Genomic DNA, 16,874 nt, shown 5'->3' with positions numbered 1-16,874 from the left:
TTGAGTAGTAATTTTTAGGAATCGTAAGATTCTCATTTAAAAAACAACAAAATAAGGAAAACATAGAATGGCTAAGGGGCAATCTTTGCAAGATCCGTTCCTGAACGCATTACGTCGTGAAAGGGTTCCGGTCTCTATTTATTTAGTTAATGGTATTAAATTGCAGGGTCAAATCGAATCTTTTGACCAATTTGTTATTTTGCTGAAAAACACAGTTAGCCAGATGGTTTATAAACACGCTATCTCTACTGTGGTTCCAGCACGCCCTGTTTCTCATCATAGCGGTACTGGTACTGCTGGCGCTGGCAATGGCAACTACCATGGTGGTGCTTCTGCTGGGCAAGATGGCGAATCAGCTGAGTAAGACTGTACGCTAAAAACAAGGAAAGCATGGGTAGGGAGACTATACCTGTGTCTTTCCTTTGCAATTATTGTTTAGCCTAAGAGGTTACACCTTGTTTGATAGGTATGAAGGCGGTGAACTAGCTGTACTGGTCCATGTCTTTTTTGATCAAGAAAAAGACGTTGATAATTTAGCAGAATTTGAGTCCCTAGTGACGTCTGCTGGCGTTAAACCTGTACAAATAGTGACTGGCAGCCGTAAGGCGCCCCACCCAAAATTTTTCGTTGGGGAAGGGAAAGCTGAAGAAATCGCTGAAGCCGTCGAAGCTAGTGGTGCGGATGTGGTGCTATTTAACCACACACTTAGCCCTGCTCAAGAACGTAATCTCGAACGGGTTTGCCAATGTAAGGTCGTTGATCGTACAGGGGTAATTTTAGATATATTTGCACAACGTGCGCGTACGCATGAAGGTAAACTTCAAGTTGAATTAGCTCAATTACGGCATTTATCCACTCGCTTAGTGAGAGGATGGACGCACCTTGAGCGCCAAAAAGGCGGGATTGGTTTACGTGGTCCCGGCGAGACACAGCTTGAAACTGACCGTCGATTACTCAGAGATAAAATCAAACAGATTTTATCTCGTCTTGGACGAGTCGAAAAACAGCGTGAGCAAGGTCGTCAATCAAGAAGTAAAGCAGATATTCCAACTGTTTCCTTGGTGGGCTACACCAACGCCGGAAAATCCAGTTTATTTAACCGGATGACGTCGGCAGATGTTTACGCAGCAGACCAACTGTTTGCTACGTTAGATCCTACTTTACGTCGTATCGATGTTGATGATGTAGGCACTGTCGTTTTAGCGGACACCGTGGGTTTTATTCGCCACCTTCCACATGATCTGGTTGCTGCATTTAAAGCAACTCTGCAAGAAACGCGTGAAGCCACTTTACTGCTCCATGTGATTGATGCAGTTGATGTCCGACTGGATGAAAATATCCAAGCGGTTGACAGTGTGCTGGAAGAAATCGAAGCAAATGAAATCCCAACACTTTTAGTGATGAACAAAGTTGATATGCTCGACGATTTTGTCCCGCGTATTGACAGAGATGAGGATAACAAGCCAGTTCGTGTCTGGGTTTCAGCGCAAACAGGTGAAGGTATCCCTTTGTTGCTTCAAGCATTAACGGAACGCCTTTCAGGTGAGATCGCACATTTTGAATTGCGTTTACCACCGAATGAAGGTCGCTTACGGAGTCGTTTTTATCAACTTCAATCCATCGAACGTGAATGGCAAGAAGAAGACGGCACCATTGGACTTGAGGTGCGTATGCCAATGGTGGATTGGCGACGTTTATGCAAGCAGGAGCAACAATTACCTAACTATGTTGTTTAAAAATGATGTTAAAACAGTCAGTTGGCTGAGTTAACCGCAACACAGTTAGGCAATGGAATTGATATTAAGAGCCCAATATCCTCGACTTGATTCAAGACACCCATGGGTGAAATGAATGATGAGAAATATCGCTCTTAGCCCTAAAAATCAATCATAAAGAATGGAGCTAAAACATGGCGTGGAATCAGCCCGGTAATGACGGACAAGACCGCGATCCGTGGGGAAGCGGCAATAAAGGCAGCAACTCTGGCGGGAACAAAGGTGGTCGGAAACCTGGGGCTTATGATCTCGACGATCTCTTTCGTAAAATAGGCAGCAAGCTTGGCGGCGGCGGTAATAAAGGCGGTAGTGAAGGCAATAATAAACAGCCATCACAACTGAGTGGCCGTTTAGGTATGTTAGCACTTGCTGCGGTTGTCGTAGTTTGGGCGGGCTCAGGCTTCTATACCATTAAAGAAAGTGACCGTGGCGTAGTCTTACGTTTTGGTGAATATAGTGGTGTTGTCGGACCTGGTCTGAACTGGAAACCAACGTTTATTGATCAAGTTGTTCCTGTGAACGTTGAAACTGTTCGCGAACAAGCGACTAACGGTATGATGTTGACATCAGATGAAAACGTTATCCGCGTTGAAATGAACGTTCAGTACCGTGTTACTGATCCTGCTCAATACCTGTTTAGCGTGACTAATCCTGATAATAGTCTGCGTCAAGCGCTGGATAGTGCGGTGCGTGGTGTTATTGGTCAATCTGCCATGGAGCAAGTGTTGACTACGAATCGCGCCTTTATCCGTGATGTTACGCAAAAAGAGCTAGAAGCAACGATTGCACCATACAAAATGGGTATTACCCTGCTGGACGTCAACTTCCAAGCGGCTCGTCCGCCTGAAGATGTTAAAGCAGCGTTTGATGATGTAATTTCCGCAAGGGAAGAAGAACAAAAAACGATTCGTGAAGCGCACGCTTATCGAAACGAAGTTCTGCCTCTCGCGAAAGGTAACGCGCAACGTATGATCGAAGAAGCTGAAGCTTACAAGGCGAGTGTCGTCTTCAAAGCAGAGGGTGAGGTCGCAAGCTTTGCGAAAATGCTACCTGAATATCGTGCTGCACCAGAAATTACTCGCGAACGTTTATACATCGAAACGATGGAGCGCGTATTAGCAAATACACGTAAAGTGATTGCTAATGATAAGAGCAACAGCATGTTAGTACTGCCGTTGGATCAAATCATGCGTGGTGCGACGGGCAATACGACTGCGGCACCAAAAGTGAATCAGTCAGCAAGAATGACGAACTCAACGAACAATTCATCTTCTACGAGTTCAGCACCTGCACAGCCAAACAATCCTGTGCGTGGTGATGCAGTTAGAGTAGGGAGACAATAATCATGCGTAAGTCATTTATTTTTGTAGTGATTGCTGTTTTAGCCGTTGCCTACGCATCAATCTTTATTGTTCCTCAAACTGAGCGCGGTATTGTATTACGCTTTGGTAAGGTTTTACGTGATTCTGAGAATAAACCTATCGTTTATGAACCAGGTCTACATTTCAAAGTTCCATTTATTGAAACTGTGAAAATGCTAGATGCACGTATTCAGACGTTAGAAATTCAAGCTGACCGTTACCTGACTAGCGAAAACAAAGACTTAATGGTGGATTCATACCTGAAATGGCGTGTCACTGACTTCAGCCGTTACTATGTAGCGACTGGCGGCGGTAACCCATTCCAAGCGGAAACCCTGTTAAAACGTAAGTTCAGTGACCGTTTACGTTCTGAGTTTGGTCGTTTAAGTGTTAAAGACATCATCACTGACTCTCGTGGTCGCTTAACTGTTGATGTTCGTGATGCACTGAACAAAGGTACCGCAACCGACGAAGCAACTAAAGACGCTGATGCTGCAATTGCAGATGCGGCGGCTCGCGTTGAAAAAGAAACCAACCTGAAGCCACTGGTTGTAAATGCAAACAGTATGGCGGCGTTAGGTATCGAAGTTGTCGACGTGCGTATCAAACGTATTGAATTACCAAACGAAGTTTCTGAAGCCATCTATGCACGTATGCGTGCAGAGCGTGAAGCGGTAGCGCGTCAGCACCGTTCACAAGGTCAAGAAGAAGCAACCAAGATTCGTGCGGTAGCGGATAAGACGGTAACAGAAACACTGGCAGAATCAGAGCGTACAGCACTGACCCTGCGAGGTGAAGGTGATGCAATGGCAACGAAACTGTTTGCTGATGCATTCAACCAAGACCCAGAGTTCTATGCCTTTATTCGTAGCCTGCGTGCTTATGAGCAAAGCTTCAAAAGTGGTGATGACGTAATGGTGCTTAGCCCAGATACAGATTTCTTCCGCTTTATGAAGGCACCAACTCAGCTGCGTTCAACGGATTAAATGATAAACAGCTTAAGTTACGTGCAACGAGCTTAAATTACTGTTAATCTAATAAAGAAAAGCCCGCTTCGGTGGGCTTTTTTTCGCCTGTCGTTTTAAGTGATGGATTTTTCAGGGAAAATTTGAGCTGCTCAGGTTGAGAAAATTCACTTTGAGTCTACGACAGAAATAAAACTACCATTTTACTTGCTTTCTAGAAAAAAATTTTTGTAATGCCAAAATATCACTGGAACAGTTCATTTTTGATGGTAGAATTCATTTTTAAGCAACCGAGTGTATTTCGAAATGGGTAAGAACGTTGTCGTACTGGGCACCCAATGGGGTGACGAAGGGAAGGGCAAGATCGTTGACTTGCTGACAGAACGAGCTAAATATGTAGTTCGCTATCAGGGCGGCCATAATGCTGGCCATACTCTTGTTGTAAACGGTGAAAAAACCGTTCTCCACTTAATTCCATCCGGTATTCTTCGTGAAAATGTCATCAGCATCATTGCTAATGGTGTTGTTCTTGCGCCTGATGCTTTAATGAAAGAGATGAAAGAACTGGAAGATCGCGGTGTTCCTGTTCGTGAGCGTTTACGTATCTCTGAAGCATGCCCACTGATCCTGCCTTACCACATCGCATTAGACAATGCGCGTGAAAAAGCGCGTGGAGCAAAAGCTATCGGTACAACTGGTCGTGGTATCGGTCCTGCATACGAAGATAAAGTTGCACGTCGTGGTCTGCGTGTTGGTGACTTATTCGATAAAGCAACTTTCGCTGAAAAATTAAAAGAAATCATCGAATACCATAACTTCCAACTGGTTAACTATTACAAAGAGCCTGCGGTTGATTACCAAGAAACATTAGATTACATCATGTCTGTTGCAGATCTTCTGACTAGCATGGTAATTGATGTTTCTGATTTGCTCTATAAAGCACATCAGAAGAATGAATTAGTCATGTTTGAAGGTGCGCAAGGTACTCTGCTGGATATCGACCACGGTACTTATCCGTATGTAACCTCTTCAAACACAACAGCGGGTGGTGTTGCAACAGGTTCTGGCTTAGGTCCACGTTACGTGAACTACGTACTGGGGATCATCAAGGCTTATTCAACACGTGTTGGTGCGGGTCCATTCCCAACTGAATTGTTCGATGAAACGGGTGAATTCCTGCGTGAGAAAGGCCAAGAATTCGGTGCAACCACGGGTCGTAAACGTCGTACTGGTTGGTTAGACATCGTAGCTATTAATCGCGCTGTACAAATTAACTCTCTGTCAGGTTTCTGCTTAACTAAGCTGGACGTTTTAGATGGCTTAAAAGAAGTAAAAATCTGTGTAGGTTATCGTCGTAAAGATGGCACAGTGTTAGAAACTACACCTTTAGCCGCTGATGAGTGGGAAGGCTTAGAGCCAGTGTATGAAGTCATGCCTGGTTGGAGCGAAACGACTTTCGGCGTTAAAGAAAGAGCGTTACTGCCACAAGCAGCTTTAGATTACATCCAACGTATTGAAGAACTGACTGGTATCCCTGTTGATATTATTTCAACTGGCCCAGACCGTTCAGAAACGATGATCCTGCGTGATCCGTTTGACGTTGAGTAATAGACAGAACAGCGCTCACTGAGCGCTGTTTTTTTATCTCTCCCATTTTCCTTCCGATGAATTCCTTTTTGATAAAACGCTAAAATTTTCAGATAATATCCATCAAGTTGAACATTATGTGCCATTACAAGCATCTTTACGTGCAAGGATGGGCTAGACTAAAACTAAGGCGATATACTGTAGAAAATCGTTCAAAATGTACTTTAGATGGTAGCCAGAAAACAAATATAACGAAAATGGCAGATAAGTATTTCATGGCATATTTGTAGCGCCAAAAAATTTTTGAGGTGATTGTGCAGCTGACAAGTTTTACTGACTATGGGTTACGAGCCCTAATCTACTTAGCCGCCCTAGAAAAAGGGCAGATGACGAGCATTACACAAGTTACTGAGGTGTATGGTGTTTCTCGTAATCACATGGTTAAAATTATCAATCAGCTAAGTCACCTTGGCTATGTAAAAGCCACTCGTGGTAAAAATGGCGGGATCGCACTGGGTCAACCGGCGGAATCAATCCTGATCGGTGATGTCGTTCGCGCATTAGAACCACTCACTCTAGTCAATTGTAGTGGCGAATTTTGCCATATTACGCCAGCCTGCCGCCTAAAAGGTGTGCTACAAAAGGCGATACAACAATTTTTACAAGAACTAGACCAATATACGCTAGCGGACATGGTCAAAGATAATAGTCCGCTGTATCAATTACTGCTCGATTAATGTCTCAGTAATTTATCACTCTGATGACAATGGAGGTAACAATGTCAAACGATCCTTTTCAGGAAAGAGAAGCAGAAAAATACGAATCCCCAATTCCGAGTAGAGAGTTTATTTTAGATCTCTTATCTAAGCGCACAGCCCCTGCAAACCGTGAAGAAATTGCACAGCTACTCAACCTCTCTACGGAAGATGAATTGGAAGCATTGCGTCGTCGCTTACGTGCGATGGAACGTGATGGACAGTTAGTTTTCACTCGCCGCAAATGTTATGCACTACCAGAACGTATTGACCTATTAAAAGGTAAAGTTATTGGCCACCGTGATGGCTATGGTTTCTTGCGTGTCGAAGGTAAAAAAGAAGATTACTACTTATCTCAAGATGAGATGAAGCGCGCTTTACATGGTGATGTGATTTTGGCTCAACCTTATGGTCAAGACCGTAAAGGACGCACCGAAGTGCGTGTTGTACGTGTATTAGAGCCGCGCAATAACCAAATTGTTGGGCGCTATTTTATTGAAGCGGGAATGGGGTTTGTCGTTCCTGATGATAGTCGTTTAAGTTTCGATATTTTAATTCCGAAAGACAAACAGTGTGGCGCCCGTATGGGTAACGTGGTGGTGGTTGAATTAGAAACTCGCCCACAACGCCGCTCTCAAGCTGTTGGGAATATTGTTGAAGTACTCGGGGAAACCATGGGTACGGGTATGGCGGTAGAAATCGCATTACGTACTCATGAAATTCCACACTCTTGGCCACCACAAGTGACAAAGCAAGTAGCTGATTATAGTGAAACAGTCCCTGAAGCTGCGAAGAAAGGGCGTGTGGATCTTCGCGATCTTCCACTCGTTACCATCGATGGCGAAGATGCTCGTGACTTCGATGACGCCGTTTACTGTGCACCGAAAAAAGGTGGCGGCTGGCGTTTATGGGTTGCGATTGCCGATGTGAGCTATTATGTTCGCCCACAAACTGCACTGGATACAGAAGCCCATAGCCGTGGTAACTCGGTCTATTTCCCATCCCAAGTTGTACCCATGCTACCGGAAGTACTGTCTAACGGATTATGTTCACTAAACCCAGGCGTAGACCGTCTGTGTATGGTGTGTGAAATGACGGTTTCGGCATCCGGAAAACTCTCTTCATATAAATTCTATGAAGCGGTGATGAGCTCCCACGCGCGTTTAACTTACACCAAAGTGTGGAAAATGCTGCAAGGGGATGAAGAGCTACGCGAGCACTACAAAGCGTTAGTGCCTCATATCGAGCATTTACACCAATTATACAAAGCGTTAGATGCAGCGCGTATTGAGCGTGGCGCTATCTCGTTTGAATCTGAAGAAGCCAAATTTATCTTCAATGCGGAACGCCGTATTGAGCGTATTGAGCCTGTAGAACGTAATGATGCACACAAATTAATTGAAGAGTGCATGATTTTAGCTAATATTGCGGCGGCGCGATTTGTTGAGAAAAACGAAGAGCCTGCCCTATACCGCGTGCATGACCGTCCGAAAGAAGAGAGCGTTATGAACTTACGCTCAGTATTCAGCGAGTTAGGTTTGACGCTGCCGGGTGGCATGAAGCCAGAGCCAAAAGATTACGCCCAAGTAATGAACGAAGTGGCTGAGCGCCCAGACCATGAGCTGTTACAGACCATGATTTTACGCTCTATGAAGCAAGCAATTTATGATCCAGAAAACCGCGGTCACTTTGGTTTAGGTCTGAAATCATATGCCCACTTTACCTCGCCAATTCGTCGTTATCCTGACTTAACTTTGCATCGTGGTATTAAATACTTACTGGCAAAAGAGCATGGTCATGGAGATAAGCGCTGGACGGAAACGGGTGGATGGCACTCCGATATGGACAGCATGCTGCAATTGGGCGAGCACTGCTCACTGACTGAGCGCCGTGCAGATGAAGCTACCCGTGACGTCGCAGATTGGTTAAAATGTGACTTCATGCAAGACCAAGTGGGCCAAGTGTTTACTGGACTTATCACTAGCGTGACAGGTTTTGGTTTCTTTGTTCGCTTAAATGACCTGTTTATTGATGGCTTAGTGCATATTTCGACTCTTGATAACGACTATTATCGTTATGATGCGGTTGGACAGCGCTTAATTGGTGAATCTTCCGGTACAACTTATCGTCTTGGCGATGAAGTGGAAATCCGTGTAGAAGCGGTACATATGGATGAGCGCACCATTGATTTTGCTTTAATTTCAACGACACGAAAAGCGAAAAACCCGGGTAAAACCACACGGGATAAGATGAAGAAAGAAGTTAAAAATGCGACACGTTCAGCCCGTCGAAAAGGCGATGTGAGCAAAGAGAAAAACTTCGAACCTGATTCTGCATTTCGTCGTTCAGAGAAAAAAGGCAAGAAAGACAGCAAGGACGCAAAACCTGAAGGTAAAGGAAACGGTAAAGCGAAAAGCAAAAAGCCATCCGATAAAACCAAAAAAATCAGTGCCAAGTTAAAAGCAAAACGCGTGGCGAAAAAATCCCAAAAACAAGAGGGATAAGCGCGTTTCATGATACAAGGTGGCGGGAAATCGCCACCTTTTGATTTTCCACCTATTTAATGTTCTCAACCTAAAAGATATTTATGAGCGAAATTATTTACGGCATTCACGCAGTGAAAGCCCTGCTTGAGCGTTCACCGCAACGTATTAAAGAAGTCTATATTTTAAAAGGTCGTGAAGACCGCCGCCTGATGCCTATCGTTCATGAAATCGAAGCGTTAGGCATTGTGGTACAAGTGGCAAATCGCCAATGGATGGACGCACAAACTGAAGGTGCAGTACACCAAGGGATTATCGCCAACGTGCTAGCCGGCAAGCAGTATCAAGAAGGGGATCTCCCAGATTTACTGGAAAGCACCGAATCGCCATTTTTACTGATCCTCGATGGCGTGACTGACCCACACAACTTAGGCGCGTGTTTACGTAGCGCAGACGCAGCTGGTGTTCATGCGGTGATTGTCCCGAAAGACAAATCTGCACAGTTGAATGCAACCGCGAAGAAAGTCGCCTGTGGCGCAGCGGAAAACGTTCCGCTGATCCGTGTGACTAACTTGGCAAGAACCTTACGTTTACTGCAAGAATACAATGTGTGGATTGTTGGCACCGCCGGTGAAGCTGACCATAACTTGTATCAAAGTAAGCTGACTGGCTCTATCGCATTAGTGATGGGCGCGGAAGGTGAAGGTATGCGTCGTTTGACTCGCGAACATTGCGACGAGTTGATCAGCATCCCAATGGCGGGCTCAGTTTCATCACTGAACGTCTCTGTAGCAACGGGCGTGTGCCTGTTTGAAGCAGTTCGCCAACGCATTGCCAAATAAATCATAAAATAATTTTTGCTTAATTTGTCCCCATCTCTTGAGTTTTTTATCTGGGATGGGTATAGTTACGCGTCAATTTTTTAGCCGCACTCAACAAGTTCCTTGCCTCCGCGGGCCGCGGTTAACCCAGACAGGAGGCTAATAATCCGTAAGGAGCAACTACTAATGCGTCATTACGAAATCGTTTTTATGGTCCATCCTGACCAAAGCGAACAGGTTCCGGGCATGATCGAGCGTTACAGTGCTGTTATCACTAACGCACAAGGTCAGATTCACCGTCTGGAAGACTGGGGCCGTCGTCAACTGGCTTACCCAATCAACAAACTGCACAAAGCTCACTATGTTCTGCTGAACGTAGAAGCTCCACAGGAAGCGATTGATGAGCTGGAAACTAACTTCCGCTTCAACGATGCCGTTATCCGCAGCATGGTTATGCGCTTAAAACACGCAGTAACAGAAGCTTCTCCAATGGTCAAAGCCAAAGACGAACGTCGCGGCCGTGACATGTCTGATGAATATCAAGACGAAGAAGCAGAAGAAACTGGGGATTCTGAAGAGTAATTGCTCAGGTGATCACTAATCGTCTAGTGTTGACAGGCACAGTCTGTAAAGCATTGATTCGAAAAGTGAGTCCGTCCGGCATTCCACATTGCCAGTTTGTTTTAGAACATCGTTCTGGACAACAGGAAGCTGGAATGTCACGGCAAGCATGGTGCAGAATGCCCGTCATTGCCAGCGGACAAGCCTTACAAACCCATACTCACAGTATAACGGTCGGCAGTCTGATTACTGTTACAGGTTTCATTAGCACCCATCAGGGACGTAATGGAATCAGTAAATTAGTCTTACATGCCGAGCAGATTGATTTGATAGATTCTGGAGACTAGCCATATGGCACGTTATTTCCGTCGTCGCAAGTTCTGCCGTTTCACAGCGGAAGGCGTTCAAGAGATCGACTATAAAGATATCGCAACGCTGAAAAACTATATCACTGAAAGTGGTAAAATTGTACCAAGCCGTATCACCGGTACTCGTGCAAAATATCAACGCCAGCTCGCTCGTGCTATCAAGCGCGCTCGCTACCTGTCTCTGTTACCATACACTGATCGTCATCAGTAATTGGTACAGTCCATTAACGACTAATAGAGGATAAGGTAATGCAAGTTATTCTGCTTGATAAAGTAGCTAACCTAGGTAGCCTGGGTGACCAAGTTAACGTTAAATCGGGCTACGCTCGTAACTTCTTAGTACCACAGGGCAAAGCTGTTCCTGCAACTAAGAAAAACGTTGAATTCTTCGAAGCTCGCCGCGCTGAACTGGAAGCTAAATTAGCTGACGTTCTGGCAGCAGCACAGGCTCGTGCAGCAGCTGTTACTGCGCTGGGTTCTGTTACTCTGGCTTCTAAAGCTGGTGACGAAGGTAAACTGTTCGGTTCAATCGGTACTCGTGACATCGCTGACGCAATCACTGCGGCTGGCGTTAAAGTTGCGAAAAGCGAAGTTCGCCTGCCAAACGGCGTTCTGCGTACTACTGGTGACCACGAAGTTCACTTCCAGTTACACAGCGATGTTTTCGCAGAGCTGAACGTTATCATCGTTGCTGAGTAATCAATAATGATGATAGTTGCCACTGTTAACGCGGTGGCACAATAAAAAAACACCGGGGATCCGGTGTTTTTTTATTTCTAGAGTATGGAAAACTTACTGATTAACTGAACATTGGTAATCCAGCAATTCTCCCGCACTACCTAAATTAAACTGCCAAACATCCGTACGATTCGCTAATAATACCATCGAACCATCTTTCAGCTCCGTCACAGCCAGTCCATAGTTCCCCATGCTGTCATTATGTGCTTGAACATACTCATTTAACTGCTTGAAAGGACTCTGTTGGCTATCTAGCTTTTTCACCCAATATTCATGACCTTCTAACGGCACAGGAAAAACATGCCATTCAGATTTAATCGCATCCGCATGTTGGTTAACTAGCTCAATAACTTGTGGTTTTAGGCAAGCAATATGGATATGAAGTTGATCTTGTGAACGCCCATATTGTGAATTAATCGCTAAGGCGAGTTTATCATCGCTAATAGCGGGTTGGCCCGCGGGGCTAACACTCTCTCGCTCATTCCAGGCAAGCGTAAAGTAATCAGGGCTATTATCTTCAAGTAATAAAGGGGATTCGATACCGCTGACTTTATCGGTCGGTAGTACCAAATTATGAACCGGGCCTTTTTTATCTTTAAATAGTACATAGCGATTGTCTAAATCCACTTTCAAGCAAGATGGATTACGCTGGTCGGGATCATTGATAGCAATGCACTGCTGGCTAATGATATTCCACAGCCCATCCGCATGGTATTTAATCCATGAAATATAGCCAATAACACTGAGCAGTAGGAGTAAAACTACGGCGGCAATAATTTTAATGAGCTTCTTTTTGCAGGTATTGTTGTTTTTCTGCATAGATTTTCCTGTTCTTTTCCCTGTTTAACCATTAAGTGTAATAAAGAACAGTGATTATACGTAGTTTATGGTGAGAGACGTCATCAAATAACGTCTCCATTGAATTTTTATTCTGAAAATAAAAGAAAAGTCGGGTTATTGTATGAAATGCCCGACGTTAAAAGACAAACTAAGGTGTTCGATAATAGCTACCATCGCTTAAGCGCGTAAAGCCATAGGTTTGACCGTTGGTTGCTGTGATTTCCAGCTGTTGAACTTCACCTTTACCATTGGCTTTTAATCGGATTTTCTGCCCTTGTTGCAAGTTGCTAAGGGGTTTTTCTGAGCCTTCAACTTTTGCCATGATAAATGCATCATTCGCCTGCAAGTTATTATCACGAAATAGCTGCGCCAATGTTTTCCCTTTTTGAACGCGATAATTCTGCCATTCATTAGCTGAAGGGGGAGTGGTTGACGGCTGTGATGGCGCACTAGTACTTGGCTGCTGTGTCGGCTGAGACGTTTGTGGTTCTTGAATAACTTCAGGCTCACTTGGTAATGACGTTGATGTATCTGGGATGTTGGTTGTCGGTTGTTCTGGCTGCGATAATACCGTATCAGGGATTGGATTTGGCTGTGCAGTTGGTGGGATAACTATTGGCTGGTTCGGTATATTGCCCGTATTATTCTGCACGGTATTCGGCTTATCGCTAGATGGCCAAAATAAGGCAGCAATAACGATCAGCGCTAGAATAGCAATTCCATAGCGATGAAAAGTGGATAGTCTCAACATGACCCCTCCTATATTTGAGGAATAATTAATCACAGACGTTTTAACGCATACTAGCACTATTTACGCGTAAATTAACAAGTTGAAGGCTAATTTAGGAGAACACTGAATAATTTAGACAGTTTTATTCTTCCGTGATCGGGTTTAGGTTTACCCATAGGAAAGGGGCTGCTATCCTTGGTTTTTCTCAAAAAATGAAATGGGTATTTTCATGGCAAACCAAAACTTTGATTCAGTAGAAGCTCAAGCGAGCTATGGCATTGGTCTACAAATTGGACAGCAATTATTAGAATCAGGACTAGAAGGCTTAGTTCCAGACGCAATTTTAGCGGGTCTGACTGATTCTTTAGAAGGCAACATGCCATCAGTTCCAGTTGAAGCGCTGCATAAAGCACTGCGTGAAATGCACGAACGTGCAGATGCAGTTCGCCAAGAGCGTCAAAAAGAACTGGCTGCAGAAGGTCAAAAATTCTTAGATGAGAACCAGAAGAAAGACGGCGTATCGACTACTGAGTCTGGTTTGCAGTTCTCTGTGATCAACCAAGGTGAAGGCGCAATCCCAGCGCGTTCTGATCGCGTTCGCGTTCATTATACAGGCCGTTTAATTGACGGTACTGTGTTCGACAGCTCCGTACAGCGCGGTCAACCAGCAGAATTCCCAGTGAGTGGCGTGATCCCAGGTTGGATTGAAGCGCTGACATTAATGCCTGTGGGTTCAAAATGGGAATTATACATTCCTCATGAATTAGCTTACGGTGAGCGCGGTGCCGGTGCATCTATCCCTCCATTCAGCACTCTTGTTTTCGAAGTTGAGTTACTGGAAATTTTGTAATTTCTGACTGACTTACAGAAAAGAATAATAGCCTTATTAGCTTGTCATTTTGGTCATTTGCCATTTCGATATAGCTAATGAGGCTTTTTTATTAGCGTAAATATTCTGCTCTTGTTACTCTTAAAGGCTTCGTGTCATTAGGGGAAATAAAATGCGCCAACAACTTTGTACACTTGCCAGAGAGGCGGGTGATGCCATCATGAAAATCTACAATGGGCATGCGCCATTGCAGGTTGAACATAAGCAAGATGATTCCCCTGTCACGGCTGCGGATATTGCAGCCCATCAAATCATCAAAGAGGGGCTTTCACGTTTATCACCTGATATCCCTCAACTTTCGGAAGAAGATCCTCCAGAATGGCCTGTACGTCGTGACTGGCAACGTTACTGGCTTATTGACCCGTTGGATGGAACTAAAGAATTTATTAATCGTAATGGTGATTTCACCGTCAATATTGCGTTAATTGAAAATGGCATTCCAGTCATGGGAGTGGTTTTTGCGCCAGCTAAAGGGTTGATGTATTACGCCGAAGGCTCTCAAGCGTGGAAAGAAGAGCACGGGGAAATTCAGCGCATTCACGTCAAAGCTGAGACGCCGCCTGTGGTGGTGATCAGCCGTTCTCATCAAGACCCCCAATTGATGGCGTATCTCGCGAAGCTTCCAGAGCATCGCACAGCGGAGATAGGTTCATCGCTAAAATTCTGTTTAGTAGCGGAAGGCAGCGCGCAGTTATACCCTCGTTTTGGACCGACTAATATCTGGGATACAGCAGCGGGACATGCAGTGGCATTAGGGGCAGGGGCGAGCGTGGTGGATTGGCAGGGAAATACACTGGATTATTCACCGAGAGAGTCTTTTTTGAACCCCGGTTTTGAATGTCGCTAAGACAGCGAAAATAGCAAGATAATAAAAAGTCGGGTAGCTAATGATTCACTTACCCGACTTGAACAACATGACTTAATGTTTAGTTATCTAATTGCAGCACTTTAGCCGTTGCAGTACGAATATCTAAACACGCTTTTGCATCCTGTTTTAAATCAATTCCATAAGTTGGAATGATAGTCTTCAGGCGAGCTTCCCAACCATCCGCAGAGAGTTGATCTGCAAAGCAGGTTTTCAGTACGTTGAGGGCGATAAACGCAGCCGTCGATGCACCCGGTGATGCGCCCATTAATACGGTGAACGATTTATCTGCACTTGTAATCAGCTCTGTACCGAACTCCAATACGCCTTTTTTCACCGGATCCGGTTTAATGATCTGAACGCGTTGACCTGCGACCACTTCTTTCCAATCTTCACGCTGCGCATCAGGATAGAATTTTTGCAGCATAGAGAATTGATGTGCAGACGTTTGCAGCACTTGTCCCACAAGATATTCAGCCAATGACCAATCATCTTTCGCGATGGCAAGCATCGGTTCAATATTGTTCAGTCTGATGGAATCAAACAGATCCAGATAAGATCCATGTTTTAGGAACTTACTCGAGAAACCAGCATACGGTCCAAACAGTAAAGAGCGTTTTCCGCCGATGATGCGGGTATCTAAATGCGGTACAGACATCGGTGGTGAGCCCTTATCGGCTTTTCCGTAAACTTTGGCGTGGTGGCGAGCCGCCACTTTTTCATCGTCACAGCGTAGCCAAATTCCACTCACAGGGAATCCGCCATAGCCTTTACCTTCAGGAATACCGGATTTTTGCAGTAACTCAATGGCGCGACCACCGGCTCCTACAAATACAAATTTTGCGGACGTGATGGTTTTTTCGTGAGTCAGAAGGTTCTTCACTTCCACATTCCAGCGCCCATCAGGCGTCTGTGTCACATCAATCACTTCATGTTTATAGTGAAGAGAAAATCCACTCTGCTCGCTCAGTTGTGCCATCAGTAAGTGGGTTAAGGCACCGTAATCCACATCAGCCCCAGTCACAACACGGGTAACCGCAATTTTTTCATTAGGATCTCGGCCTTCAACCACTAATGGCGCCCACTCATCAATCTGTTTTAGGTCATCGCTGTATTCCATATTGTGGTAACAGTGATGGGCAGACATTTGGCGGAAACGTTGTTGTAAAAACTTGATGTTGTCTGCACCAGAAACAAAGCTCATGTGCGGGCAAGGGTGGATAAAGTCCCGTGGATTTTTGATTTTGCCTTTGGTGACCAAGTAAGACCATAGCTGACGAGACAGGTCAAATTCAGTGTTTACTTCAAGAGCTTTGCTGATATCTACCGTGCCATCAGGGTTTGGCGGGGTATAGTTCATTTCACAGTTTGCCGCGTGACCTGTTCCCGCGTTATTCCATGGATGGGAACTTTCTTGGGCACAATCATTTAATCTTTCGAATATCGCGATAGTGAGATTTGGCTCCAGCTCTTTAAGAAATGTGCCGAGCGTGGCGCTCATGATCCCCGCACCGATCAGCGCGATATCAACATTTTCTGCAATGGGTTTAGTCATGGAAATCCCTATTTTTTATTCGGAGTGAAACACAAGTCTGTACCGTCTTGATACACCACATAAGCGCGTCTCCAAGGTTCATCACCAATCAAACGCCATTTATGTCCTGTTCCTGTATTGTCTTGAGCAAGCAGAATGTCACCTGGCTTGATAATAAATGTGGAGCCATCTTTGGTTTCGAACTCTAAGGTACCGGTGAGGGTGATAACATAGCGTGGAACGGGATCTTTGTGCCAATCCCAAGAGCCACCTGAAACGGTTTCGCGAAAGGTGAGTTCACTGACGGCAATGACAGGGCTTTGGTCATCTCCACGAGCAACACCATTCAGTTCAATGGTGCCTTCTTCAAACAGAGAGTTACCGTCTTCACCTGTCCACATACGAATACAACGGATCATCTTATTTAGCTCCTTAACTTAAGAATAATATTGCTTAATAACTAAGATAATATTCAGTGTTTCGATTTTTACCTTAACGAAAAAATAGTGAAATTCAGAAAGTAGGTTATCTTTAAATCTAAAGTTTTTTAGTGACAAGGTCAAAGTTAATATTTTTAAATGAAAGTATTTCATTGAAAAAAA

General features: G+C 44.6%; 18 protein-coding genes. 14 read left to right on the top strand and 4 right to left on the bottom strand.

Annotated elements, in window-relative coordinates:
- Positions 1 to 67: 67 nt before the first annotated feature.
- The 12 genes from hfq (at position 68) to rplI (ending at position 11,375) form a co-directional block, all read left to right on the top strand.
- Positions 68 to 364 carry an RNA chaperone Hfq gene (hfq, locus tag GKR74_RS07075; RefSeq protein WP_006662385.1) on the top strand — a complete coding sequence of 99 codons (297 nt, stop codon included), beginning with the start codon at positions 68 to 70 and terminating at the stop codon, positions 362 to 364.
- Positions 365 to 455: 91 nt separating this feature from the next.
- Positions 456 to 1,736, top strand: coding sequence for a ribosome rescue GTPase HflX (gene hflX, locus GKR74_RS07070; RefSeq protein WP_154603055.1), 1,281 nt, complete (start codon positions 456 to 458; stop codon positions 1,734 to 1,736).
- Between the two features lie 173 nt (positions 1,737 to 1,909).
- Positions 1,910 to 3,118 carry an FtsH protease activity modulator HflK gene (hflK, locus tag GKR74_RS07065; protein ID WP_154603054.1) on the top strand — a complete coding sequence of 403 codons (1,209 nt, stop codon included), beginning with the start codon at positions 1,910 to 1,912 and terminating at the stop codon, positions 3,116 to 3,118.
- Between the two features lie 2 nt (positions 3,119 to 3,120).
- Positions 3,121 to 4,122, top strand: coding sequence for a protease modulator HflC (hflC, locus tag GKR74_RS07060; RefSeq protein ID WP_154603053.1), 1,002 nt, complete (start codon positions 3,121 to 3,123; stop codon positions 4,120 to 4,122).
- Positions 4,123 to 4,407: 285 nt separating this feature from the next.
- On the top strand, positions 4,408 to 5,709 hold the full coding sequence (locus GKR74_RS07055) for an adenylosuccinate synthase (protein WP_154603052.1): 1,302 nt from the start codon (positions 4,408 to 4,410) through the stop codon (positions 5,707 to 5,709).
- A gap of 293 nt (positions 5,710 to 6,002) precedes the next feature.
- Entirely contained in the window at positions 6,003 to 6,425 is a 423-nt protein-coding gene (nsrR, locus tag GKR74_RS07050) for a nitric oxide-sensing transcriptional repressor NsrR (RefSeq protein WP_181477675.1), read from the top strand.
- Positions 6,426 to 6,466: 41 nt separating this feature from the next.
- The gene (gene rnr / locus GKR74_RS07045; protein ID WP_154603051.1) at positions 6,467 to 8,947 is read left to right on the top strand and encodes a ribonuclease R; all 2,481 of its coding nucleotides are present in this window, start codon (positions 6,467 to 6,469) and stop codon (positions 8,945 to 8,947) included.
- Positions 8,948 to 9,030: 83 nt separating this feature from the next.
- Positions 9,031 to 9,768 (top strand): 23S rRNA (guanosine(2251)-2'-O)-methyltransferase RlmB, encoded by a 738-nt coding sequence (gene rlmB / locus GKR74_RS07040; RefSeq protein WP_154603050.1) that lies wholly within the window; start codon positions 9,031 to 9,033, stop codon positions 9,766 to 9,768.
- 165 nt (positions 9,769 to 9,933) lie between these two features.
- Complete coding sequence (rpsF, locus tag GKR74_RS07035) at positions 9,934 to 10,329, top strand: 30S ribosomal protein S6 (protein WP_154603049.1); 396 nt, start codon at positions 9,934 to 9,936, stop codon at positions 10,327 to 10,329.
- An 8-nt stretch (positions 10,330 to 10,337) separates the two neighbouring features.
- Positions 10,338 to 10,655, top strand: coding sequence for a primosomal replication protein N (priB, locus tag GKR74_RS07030; RefSeq protein WP_036948958.1), 318 nt, complete (start codon positions 10,338 to 10,340; stop codon positions 10,653 to 10,655).
- 4 nt (positions 10,656 to 10,659) lie between these two features.
- On the top strand, positions 10,660 to 10,887 hold the full coding sequence (rpsR, locus tag GKR74_RS07025) for a 30S ribosomal protein S18 (protein ID WP_000135199.1): 228 nt from the start codon (positions 10,660 to 10,662) through the stop codon (positions 10,885 to 10,887).
- Positions 10,888 to 10,925: 38 nt separating this feature from the next.
- The gene (gene rplI, locus GKR74_RS07020) at positions 10,926 to 11,375 is read left to right on the top strand and encodes a 50S ribosomal protein L9 (protein WP_036948960.1); all 450 of its coding nucleotides are present in this window, start codon (positions 10,926 to 10,928) and stop codon (positions 11,373 to 11,375) included.
- A 93-nt stretch (positions 11,376 to 11,468) separates the two neighbouring features.
- Here rplI and GKR74_RS07015 read toward each other — a convergent pair whose 3' ends face one another.
- Both GKR74_RS07015 and GKR74_RS07010 read right to left on the bottom strand, forming a co-directional pair.
- Positions 11,469 to 12,233 (bottom strand): CDP-diacylglycerol diphosphatase, encoded by a 765-nt coding sequence (locus tag GKR74_RS07015; protein ID WP_154603048.1) that lies wholly within the window; start codon positions 12,231 to 12,233, stop codon positions 11,469 to 11,471.
- Between the two features lie 169 nt (positions 12,234 to 12,402).
- Positions 12,403 to 13,005 (bottom strand): LysM-like peptidoglycan-binding domain-containing protein, encoded by a 603-nt coding sequence (locus tag GKR74_RS07010; protein WP_154603047.1) that lies wholly within the window; start codon positions 13,003 to 13,005, stop codon positions 12,403 to 12,405.
- A gap of 208 nt (positions 13,006 to 13,213) precedes the next feature.
- Here GKR74_RS07010 and GKR74_RS07005 point away from each other — a divergent pair, with 208 nt between their 5' ends.
- Together GKR74_RS07005 and cysQ are read left to right on the top strand one after the other, a co-directional pair.
- Positions 13,214 to 13,834, top strand: coding sequence for a peptidylprolyl isomerase (locus GKR74_RS07005; RefSeq protein WP_036949262.1), 621 nt, complete (start codon positions 13,214 to 13,216; stop codon positions 13,832 to 13,834).
- Positions 13,835 to 13,985: 151 nt separating this feature from the next.
- Positions 13,986 to 14,720, top strand: coding sequence for a 3'(2'),5'-bisphosphate nucleotidase CysQ (cysQ, locus tag GKR74_RS07000; RefSeq protein WP_154603046.1), 735 nt, complete (start codon positions 13,986 to 13,988; stop codon positions 14,718 to 14,720).
- A gap of 79 nt (positions 14,721 to 14,799) precedes the next feature.
- Here the strand turns inward: cysQ and mqo are convergent, their stop codons facing one another.
- Together mqo and GKR74_RS06990 are read right to left on the bottom strand one after the other, a co-directional pair.
- Positions 14,800 to 16,293, bottom strand: a complete 1,494-nt coding sequence (gene mqo / locus GKR74_RS06995; RefSeq protein ID WP_154603045.1) for a malate dehydrogenase (quinone) — start codon at positions 16,291 to 16,293, stop codon at positions 14,800 to 14,802.
- An 8-nt stretch (positions 16,294 to 16,301) separates the two neighbouring features.
- The gene (locus GKR74_RS06990) at positions 16,302 to 16,691 is read right to left on the bottom strand and encodes a cupin domain-containing protein (protein ID WP_036948974.1); all 390 of its coding nucleotides are present in this window, start codon (positions 16,689 to 16,691) and stop codon (positions 16,302 to 16,304) included.
- Between the last annotated feature and the right edge of the window lie 183 nt (positions 16,692 to 16,874).

The sequence above is a fragment of the Providencia sp. wls1914 genome (assembly GCF_009706645.1).
GTDB lineage: Bacteria > Pseudomonadota > Gammaproteobacteria > Enterobacterales > Enterobacteriaceae > Providencia > Providencia zhijiangensis.
Note: the sequence above shows the minus strand (reverse complement) of the source record. Positions and strands in the feature narration are given on the sequence as shown.

Bases quoted from the DNA above. Each gene is read 5' to 3' on its own strand.
- GKR74_RS07015 (WP_154603048.1), bottom strand. From the start codon at position 12,233: ATGCAGAAAAACAACAATACCTGCAAAAAGAAGCTCATTAAAATTATT.
- GKR74_RS07055 (WP_154603052.1), top strand. From the start codon at position 4,408: ATGGGTAAGAACGTTGTCGTACTGGGCACCCAATGGGGTGACGAAGGG.
- rpsR (WP_000135199.1), top strand. From the start codon at position 10,660: ATGGCACGTTATTTCCGTCGTCGCAAGTTCTGCCGTTTCACAGCGGAA.
- cysQ (WP_154603046.1), top strand. From the start codon at position 13,986: ATGCGCCAACAACTTTGTACACTTGCCAGAGAGGCGGGTGATGCCATC.
- GKR74_RS07005 (WP_036949262.1), top strand. From the start codon at position 13,214: ATGGCAAACCAAAACTTTGATTCAGTAGAAGCTCAAGCGAGCTATGGC.
- hfq (WP_006662385.1), top strand. From the start codon at position 68: ATGGCTAAGGGGCAATCTTTGCAAGATCCGTTCCTGAACGCATTACGT.
- hflK (WP_154603054.1), top strand. From the start codon at position 1,910: ATGGCGTGGAATCAGCCCGGTAATGACGGACAAGACCGCGATCCGTGG.
- rlmB (WP_154603050.1), top strand. From the start codon at position 9,031: ATGAGCGAAATTATTTACGGCATTCACGCAGTGAAAGCCCTGCTTGAG.
- hflC (WP_154603053.1), top strand. From the start codon at position 3,121: ATGCGTAAGTCATTTATTTTTGTAGTGATTGCTGTTTTAGCCGTTGCC.
- mqo (WP_154603045.1), bottom strand. From the start codon at position 16,293: ATGACTAAACCCATTGCAGAAAATGTTGATATCGCGCTGATCGGTGCG.
- GKR74_RS07010 (WP_154603047.1), bottom strand. From the start codon at position 13,005: ATGTTGAGACTATCCACTTTTCATCGCTATGGAATTGCTATTCTAGCG.
- rplI (WP_036948960.1), top strand. From the start codon at position 10,926: ATGCAAGTTATTCTGCTTGATAAAGTAGCTAACCTAGGTAGCCTGGGT.
- GKR74_RS06990 (WP_036948974.1), bottom strand. From the start codon at position 16,691: ATGATCCGTTGTATTCGTATGTGGACAGGTGAAGACGGTAACTCTCTG.
- rnr (WP_154603051.1), top strand. From the start codon at position 6,467: ATGTCAAACGATCCTTTTCAGGAAAGAGAAGCAGAAAAATACGAATCC.
- rpsF (WP_154603049.1), top strand. From the start codon at position 9,934: ATGCGTCATTACGAAATCGTTTTTATGGTCCATCCTGACCAAAGCGAA.